General features: G+C 71.1%; 9 protein-coding genes. 4 read left to right on the forward strand and 5 right to left on the reverse strand.

Features of this window, described 5'->3' with window-relative positions:
* Positions 1 to 53 precede the first annotated feature (53 nt).
* Both ACWER9_RS26335 and ACWER9_RS26340 read left to right on the forward strand, forming a co-directional pair.
* Positions 54 to 851 carry an alpha/beta hydrolase family protein gene (locus ACWER9_RS26335; RefSeq protein WP_452304356.1) on the forward strand — a complete coding sequence of 266 codons (798 nt, stop codon included), beginning with the start codon at positions 54 to 56 and terminating at the stop codon, positions 849 to 851.
* 81 nt (positions 852 to 932) lie between these two features.
* Positions 933 to 2,120, forward strand: coding sequence for an ABC transporter substrate-binding protein (locus ACWER9_RS26340; RefSeq protein ID WP_452304357.1), 1,188 nt, complete (start codon positions 933 to 935; stop codon positions 2,118 to 2,120).
* A 67-nt stretch (positions 2,121 to 2,187) separates the two neighbouring features.
* Here the strand turns inward: ACWER9_RS26340 and ddaH are convergent, their stop codons facing one another.
* Positions 2,188 to 3,021, reverse strand: coding sequence for a dimethylargininase (gene ddaH, locus ACWER9_RS26345; protein ID WP_452304358.1), 834 nt, complete (start codon positions 3,019 to 3,021; stop codon positions 2,188 to 2,190).
* 59 nt (positions 3,022 to 3,080) lie between these two features.
* Between ddaH and ACWER9_RS26350 the strand changes: the two genes are divergently transcribed.
* Positions 3,081 to 3,536: an Lrp/AsnC family transcriptional regulator gene (locus ACWER9_RS26350; protein WP_452304366.1), complete on the forward strand. Its 456-nt coding sequence runs from the start codon at positions 3,081 to 3,083 to the stop codon at positions 3,534 to 3,536.
* 125 nt (positions 3,537 to 3,661) lie between these two features.
* Here ACWER9_RS26350 and ACWER9_RS26355 read toward each other — a convergent pair whose 3' ends face one another.
* From ACWER9_RS26355 to mobA, 3 genes are all read right to left on the reverse strand, one after another.
* On the reverse strand, positions 3,662 to 4,768 hold the full coding sequence (locus ACWER9_RS26355) for a T3SS (YopN, CesT) and YbjN peptide-binding chaperone 1 (protein WP_452304359.1): 1,107 nt from the start codon (positions 4,766 to 4,768) through the stop codon (positions 3,662 to 3,664).
* Between the two features lie 81 nt (positions 4,769 to 4,849).
* Complete coding sequence (locus ACWER9_RS26360) at positions 4,850 to 5,116, reverse strand: DUF6457 domain-containing protein (protein WP_452304360.1); 267 nt, start codon at positions 5,114 to 5,116, stop codon at positions 4,850 to 4,852.
* Complete coding sequence (gene mobA / locus ACWER9_RS26365; RefSeq protein WP_452304361.1) at positions 5,113 to 5,808, reverse strand: molybdenum cofactor guanylyltransferase; 696 nt, start codon at positions 5,806 to 5,808, stop codon at positions 5,113 to 5,115. The genes ACWER9_RS26360 and mobA overlap by 4 nt, the downstream gene beginning before the upstream one ends.
* Before the next feature lie 246 nt (positions 5,809 to 6,054).
* Here mobA and fdhD point away from each other — a divergent pair, with 246 nt between their 5' ends.
* Positions 6,055 to 6,921 carry a formate dehydrogenase accessory sulfurtransferase FdhD gene (fdhD, locus tag ACWER9_RS26370; protein WP_452304362.1) on the forward strand — a complete coding sequence of 289 codons (867 nt, stop codon included), beginning with the start codon at positions 6,055 to 6,057 and terminating at the stop codon, positions 6,919 to 6,921.
* 31 nt (positions 6,922 to 6,952) lie between these two features.
* Here fdhD and ACWER9_RS26375 read toward each other — a convergent pair.
* On the reverse strand, positions 6,953 to 7,539 hold a 587-nt coding region (locus ACWER9_RS26375), incomplete at its 5' end, for a GAP family protein (protein ID WP_452304363.1).

A 7,539-nucleotide genomic window follows, 5' to 3' on the forward strand; every position in this document is an offset into this window, starting at 1 on the left:
GGGACCGACTACCGGGGCCGAACCACCCGGCCGGGGCGCGCTACCGTCGCGCCATGCCTGCCGACCCGCGCGCCGTGCTGACCCGGCCCGCACCGGAGCCCGACCGGACCGTCGCGTACGGGGACGACCCGAATCAGGTGGCCGACCTGCGCCTCCCGGCGGGAGCCGGGCCGGCACGCCCGCTAGTCGTCGTCGTGCACGGGGGGTTCTGGCGGGCCGAGTACGACCGGCGGCACACCGGCCCGCTGGCCGCAGCCATCGCCGCTGCTGGCTACCCGGTGGCGCAGCTGGAATACCGCCGCACGGGGCAGCCGGGAGGTGGTTGGCCGGGCACCCTGACCGACGTCCTGACCGGGGTGGCCGAGCTGCCGGCGCTGGCGGCCGAGGCGCTTCCCGGCAGGGTCAGCGTGGCCGCGCCGACCCTGGTCGGCCACTCCGCCGGCGGCCACCTGGCGCTGTACGTGGCGGCCACCGCCCCGGCGACGGTGAGCGGTGTGCTCGCCCTGGCCCCGGTGGCCGACCTGGGCGAGGCGTACCGACGAGATCTGGACTCGGGTGCGGTCGCCGCGCTGCTCGGCGGCGGCCCGGCACAGGTCCCGGACCGGTACGCAGCTGCGGATCCACGGATGTTGGTACCGATACAGACACGGACAGTAGTCATGCACGGTTCGGACGATCATCAGGTTCCGGCAGAGATGAGCCGGGACTTCGTCGCGGAGACTCGTGCCGCAGGTTCCGATATCGCCCTTGTTGAACTGCCTGGATGCGAGCATTTCGGGCTGATCGACCCGGAGTCCGTGGCCTGGCCACAGGTCCTCTCTGTGTTGCGGTCCTTGCACGATGATCACTAGCCATTGACGCAGCGTCGCGGAGCAGGTAGAACGCCGGAGGGGCGGTGTTCGGCCCTGTAACGCTTCCGTGGAAGGAACTCGGTGTCACAGATGAATCGCAGGCGGGCGCTCCAACTCATGGCCGCGCTTGGTACCACCGGGTTCGCCGCCGCGTGCGGTTCCGACAGTGACGCCGAACCGACCGCCGGCCGCAACCCGGTCAAGATCGGTTTGATCACCCCGCAGGCCGGTGGCTTCAAGAGCATCGGCGACGACATCACCAATGGCTTCCAGCTCTTCCTCGACCTGCACGACCAGCGGCTCGGCGGCCATCCGGTGGAGCTGCTGACCGCCGACGAGGGTGACACCGCGAAGACCGGCAAGGCCGCCGTCGAGGGCCTGCTCAAGCAGAACGTGCTGGCGCTCACCGGCGTGGTCAACTCGGCGGTGATGGTCGGCATCCGGGACACCGTGGAGCAGGCCCGGGTCCCGCTCATCGGCTCCAACGCCTCACCGAGCAGCCTGCAGAGCGTCTTCTACATCTGGCGGACCTCGTACGTGCTCGACGAGGCCGGCCGTGCTCTGGGCCGCTATCTGCGCGACCAACTGCCGGCGAACGGCCGCGTCGCGATCATCATGCCGGAGAACGTGGGCAGCCCGGACGTGGTCCGCGGCTTCCGGCAGGAGTTCGGCGCGAGCGACCCGCGGATTCGCGACAAGGAGACGTACACCAGCGCCACCACCAACCCCGGCAAGACGACCTACTCCTCGGACATCACCAGGGCGCTTGCCAAGAAGCCCACGGCGGTCTTCTGCTTCTTCGCCGGAGCTGCCGCCGTGGAGTTCATCAAGCAGCTGCGCGAGAAGTTCTCCGGACCGATCTACGCGCCCGGCTTCCTCACCGAGGGCGCCGTGCTCGAGAACCTGAAGGACAACGCGCTGGGCATCCAGACCGCGCTGAACTACTCGGCCGACCTGAACAACACGTCGAACCGGGTCTTCGCGTCGGCGTACCGCAAGAAGTACCAGGTCACCCCCACCACGTACGCGATGGCGTCGTACGACGCGGCGCAGGTGCTCGACCAGGCCATCCAGCTGACCGGCGGGAAGCCCACGCCGCAGCAGGTCAACCTGGCCCTGGGCAAGATCGGCCAGATCGACAGCCCGCGCGGCATCTGGCAGTTCAACCAGCCGCGTACCCCGCAGCAGAAGTGGTACCTGCGCGAGGTGCAGCGCGACGGTCAGGTCATGTCGAACGTGTTGATCAACGAGCTGGCCACGCTGGGCTGAACGCCTACCCGGAGCACGATTCGGGGCCGGTCTCCCAGTGGGAGGCCGGCCCCGGGTCGTTCGCGGGTCAGTGCCGCAGCTCGGCGATGCAGCACTTCACGCTGCCGCCGCCCTTCTTCAGCTCGGCCAGTTCGACCGGGACGGGGGTGTACCCGGCCGCCTTGAGCTTGCCGGCCAGACGGGTGGCCTCGCTGTTGAGCACCACGTTCGCGCCGTCGCTGACGAGGTTGAGCCCGAACGCCATCGCGTCCTCGTCGTCGGCGAGCACCGCGTCCGGGAAGAGTTGGGTGAGCACCCGCTGGCTGGCCGCGGAGAACGCGCCCGGGAAGTAGACGACGTTCGCGTCGTCCAGGGCCGCGAGCGCCACGTCCAGGTGGTAGAAGCGGGGGTCGATCAGGCGCAGCGACACCACCGGACGGCCCAGCGCCTCCTGCGCCTCCGCGTGCGCCGGGATCTCGGTGCGGAAGCCGTGCCCGGCCAGGATGAGCCCACCGTGGGCCTCCGGCACGTACGCGAAGTCGCCCTCCCCCTCGTTGGTCTCGCTCGGTGCGATGAACCGCCAGCCCTGCGCCTCGTAGAAGGCGTGGTGTGCGGCGGCCTCGGCGGCCCGCTGCTCGTGCTTGAACCGGGCGCCGTAGACGCTGCCGTCCACCACGAAGCCGCCGTTGGCGGCGTAGACCATGTCGGGCAGGCCCTGCTCCGGGGTGAGTAGGTGCACCTCGTGGCCGAGGCCGACAAGTGTCTCCCGCAGCCGGTCCCACTGCTTGACGGCCAGGTCCCGGTCGACCGGGGTGGTCACGTCCATCCACGGGTTGATCGCGTACTCGACCGCGAAGTACTCCGGCGAGCACATGAGATATGTCCGCTTTCGCGGGAAACGCTGCTGGTTCACGGTCACCAAGAGTAGGTACCGTGGAACTTTGAAAACAGCCACAAGTGTTGCTTCCCAGAGGCGGAACGTTGCAGATAGACGCGGTAGACCAGCGGATCATTGCGTTGCTCGTCGCGGACGCTCGGGCTTCCTACGCCGACATCGGCGCTCGGGTGTCACTCTCCGCCCCAGCGGTCAAGCGACGAGTCGACCGACTACGCGCCACCGGCGTGATCAGGGGATTTACGGCCGTCGTTGATCCGGCCGCCGTCGGCTGGACGACGGAGGCCTTCGTCGAGCTGTTCTGCGCCGGCCGGACCACCCCGGCGCAGATCGGCGTGGCCGCCCGCCGCCACCCCGAGGTGGTCGGCGCGTATACCGTCTCCGGGGAGGCAGACGCGCTCGTGCACCTCCGCGCCGCCGACATCGCCCATCTGGAGGCAGCGCTGGAGCGGCTCCGCGCCGAGCCCTTCGTGACCTCCACCCGCAGCACCATCGTGCTCTCCCGGCTTGTCGAGTCGCCCGGCGTCGGCCCGTCCGCCTGAGCGACATCCGTCTCGGCTGGCAATCTTGGACACTTTCCGTCCGCTTGGAACGGAAAGTGTCCAAGATCTAGCCTGCCAGTTCCCGAGACGGGGCCCTCGCTGGTGGCGCTACTGAACAGTCGGGTTCAGAGGTACATGCCGGTGCGATGCTCCGACTCGTCGCGCCGGACCGGCTTGTCACCCTCGCCGAAGAACCGCTTGCCCCCGAACTCACCGTGCAGACGGTCGTCCAACTCGTCGGCGAGACCGGTCATCACCTGCACCGCAAGCATCAGATGGGTCGCCTGGAAGTTGCGGCCGAACACCGGGATGGACGCCCAGACCGTGTCGTCGGCGCAGTAGAGGCGGCCGATCGGCATCCGGTTCGTCAGCTCGGAGAGCTTGACGTAGAGCCGCTCGGTCGGCTCCACCTCGGTGAGCACCGGGGAGAAGACGTCGACCAGGGGCGGATTGTCGCGTACCCGCACGAAGACCATCGCCGATCCGGCGCGGATGGTGATGTCGCCGTCCGAGTCGATCTGCAACCGGTCGGTGTCCGACTTCAACATCGTGGAGACCACGGTACGGACCCGGTCGGCCAGGTCGAGCACGTCGTCCCGCTCGGCCTGCGCGGCGGCCGCCTCGGCCAACGCCTCCTCCAGGTCCGCTTCGACATCGGCGTCCGGGCCGAACTCGCTGCGCGCCGTGCCCAGCGGGTCCACGGCAAGCGGTTCGCCCTCGGCATCGTGCACCAGATAGACGAGGAAGGCCGGGTGCGGAGCACCGTAGACGTCCCGCAACGTGCGGGAGAGCAGCGTGGCGACCTGGGTCGACTCGGCCGTCGTGGCGTTCAACCCGAAGGAACCGCCGGAGCCGGCGACCACCCCGGGCGGGGACCAACCGAGCGCGACCATGTCCGCCACCGCGCCCCGGTCCAGTCGGTAGCCGGCCGGCAGGGTGGCGTTCCCGACCGCGCGGGCGGACAACACCCGGTCCGCGTCGACGTCGACGCTAATCGAATAGACGGCGTCGCCGGTGCCGGAGGCGGTGGGGTCCAGGGTCACGTCGAGGTGCGTGCCGACAGGAAGTTCCCGCAGCCGTACGGCGAGGGCGCGGGCGAACTCCCGCCACGCCTCGGTCACCTTCGCCCGCAGGTCGGTGGTGCTGGGCTCGTCGAGCAGGATCGACTCCGCCGGCTCAGTCGAAGCGCCGGGCAGCTCACCGTGCGGGGCCGAGGGGTGGTCAGCCGTCATGATCGCCTCCGTCCGTCACGATCACCCTACCCACGCCGCCGAACTGTCGAATCAGCCCGGACCGGGATCGGACAACGGCGGTCAGGGGGCGGCCGGGTCCGCGGGGTCAGCGCCCAACTCGACCGGCCAGGTGCCGGCGAGCGCGCTGAGCCGGGCCGCGGCGTCCGCCGGATCCGCGCCCCGACCAACCGCCAACCCGAAGAGGTACGCGGTGACCGGCGCACCCGGACGCAGCACCTGATGGGCGACGTCCCGGGCCAGGTCCAGCACCGCCGGCACCGGCACCCCGGCCGGATCCAGATCCAACTCGGCGCACACCGCCGTGACCCAGTCGTCCATCACCGTCATCGCGCCCACTCCTCCGCCCGGCGTACGTCCTCGTCAGTGTCGCAGTCGAACCACGGCGGCGGGCCCTCGCCGGACCAGGCCACCTCCCGCACGACGAGACCGGCCAGCAGAGCGCGGACCGGGGCTCCGGAGAGACTGCCGCCCCGCTCGGCCGTCAGCCGGTGCACCGCCGCCCGCAGCGCGGCGACCCGCCAGACACCGCAGAGCGACTGCCGCCGCCCGTCCCCGTCCACGAAACACGCCCCGTCAGGTCGCCGCTCGCTGCCGAGGCCACTGCGGTCCGGCGCGAGGCCGTCGTGGACCAGCGGCGCCGGAGTGCGGCCGTCGACCGCCGGTTCGGTGTCGGAGGTCTCCCGGTCGAGGTGGTTCAGCAGGTCCCCGATCGCGGCCCGGGTGAGCAGCGGCAGGTCGGCGGCGAGCAGAGCGACCAGGCTGGTGTCGGAATCCAGCAGCGCCAGCCCGGCAGCCGCCGCGGCCACCGGACCCCCGCCGGGTGGGTCTTCCCGGACGACCCGCACACCCGGCGGTACGGCGTCAGCCGGACCGACAAGCACTCGTGGCGTCGCGTCGGTGACGGCGGCGAACACCCGGTCGCGCATCGCCCGGCCGCCGACCGGGAGCGCGGGCTTGTCGACCCCGCCCATCCGTCGGGCGGCCCCACCCGCGAGCACCACTGCGCCGTACGTCCCCACCCGCCCACGGTAACCGTGCCAGCGCCCGACCCTGCCGGCACGCCGGTCAGGCCCGACCGCAGGCCCTCATCCGCCTCCTCCAACCCTGCCGGCCCGACCCCTCGCCCCGGCCCCCCGCCCCGGTGATCATGAAGTTATCGCTCGACACGCCGTCGACGCGCGAGGGCGGGGGTGAGGGTGGATGGGGGTGGGGTGCCTGCGCCGGTGGTCGTGCGGGCGGGCCGGCTCGGGGTGGAGGATGGCGGAATGGGACGGGCAACTGATCGACGGCGTGTACTCCGGATCGACCTGGACGCGGCGACCGCCGGGCGTACGTCGGTCCGTCGACCGGACACGCTCGCGGTGGAGGAGCCGCTGGAGATCCGGGTTGGCGCGGCCGGTCCCGGCCGACGTAAGCCGCTCGCCGTCACCATGCGTACCCCTGGTGACGACCTGGACCTGGCCATCGGGTTCCTGCTGACGGAGGGGCTGATCCGGTCGACCGACGACGTGCTGACCGCGCAGCTCTGCGCCGGCGCGGAGACACCGAACACGTACAACGTGGTCGACGTGGTGCTCGCCCCCGGCGTACCGGAACCAAGCACCGACCCGTCCCGGAACTTCTACACGACCAGCTCCTGCGGGGTCTGCGGCAAGGCCAGCATCGACGCGGTACGTACCCGGTCGCTCTTCCCGGTCGCGGCGGACCCGCTCAGCGTGCCGGCCACGCTCCTCGCCGAGCTGCCCGACCGGTTGCGCGCCGCTCAGCGGGGCTTCGATCGGACCGGCGGGCTGCACGCGGCGGGGCTGTTCACCCCCGATGGCGAGCTGGTGGTGCTCCGGGAGGACGTGGGCCGGCACAACGCCGTGGACAAGGTGATCGGCTGGGCCGTGCGGGAACGCCGGCTGCCGCTCGCCGGGCACCTGCTGCTGGTCTCGGGTCGGGCCAGCTTCGAGCTGACCCAGAAGGCGTGGATGGCCGGTCTCCCGCTACTCGCCGCGGTGTCCGCCCCGAGCACCCTCGCCGCCGAACTTGCCGACGAGGCAGGCATGACACTTGTCGGCTTCCTGCGCGGACGGACCATGAACGTCTACACCGGGCCGCAGCGGATCACCGTGGAGCAACCGGCCTGACGCAAGCAGCCCGCCTGACGCCAGCAGTCGGTCACCTGCCGATCCGGTCGATGAGGTCGAACAGGGCAAGCCGTGCGGCGGCGTCGCGGGCGATCAGGAAACCGGCGATGCCGAGGATCCAGCCCAGCGCGCTGCCCGCCTTCGTGACGATCCAGGCGTTCAGGCGGGCCAGCACCGGCTCGACAAGTCGCGGGCGTGCCACCCTGGCACCCAGCAACAACACCGCCGGCACCACCATGACCAGGCAGTACCCGGCGAGTAGCGCCACCACTGTCGTCGCTCCCACCCCCGAGGTGGCCAACAGACCCACCGCACCGAGGTACGGGAGCATGGTCGCCACCTCGGCAAGCGCCGCGAGCAGCGCGAGCCCGACAAGCCAGCGGGCCGAGGAGTCCCCGGCGGTGGCCCGGTCCCGCCAGCGCAACACACCACCGGTACGGGGACGCCGCTTGCCGTCGTAACGGAAGCTGAGCGCCAGCATTCCCACGCCCAGGACGAGTTGCGCCCAGAGGACACCCCGGTTGTCCAGGGCGCCACCCAGCGCCTCGCCGAGCGTGCTGCCGCCCCAGACCAGCAGCAGCCCGACCGCGAGGTAGAACGCCGCGATGGTGGCGAGGT

The sequence above is a fragment of the Micromonospora sp. NPDC003944 genome, assembly GCF_053605225.1.

Bases quoted from the DNA above. Each gene is read 5' to 3' on its own strand.
- ACWER9_RS26335 (WP_452304356.1), top strand. From the start codon at position 54: ATGCCTGCCGACCCGCGCGCCGTGCTGACCCGGCCCGCACCGGAGCCC.
- ACWER9_RS26355 (WP_452304359.1), bottom strand. From the start codon at position 4,768: ATGACGGCTGACCACCCCTCGGCCCCGCACGGTGAGCTGCCCGGCGCT.
- ACWER9_RS26360 (WP_452304360.1), bottom strand. From the start codon at position 5,116: ATGACGGTGATGGACGACTGGGTCACGGCGGTGTGCGCCGAGTTGGAT.
- fdhD (WP_452304362.1), top strand. From the start codon at position 6,055: ATGGGACGGGCAACTGATCGACGGCGTGTACTCCGGATCGACCTGGAC.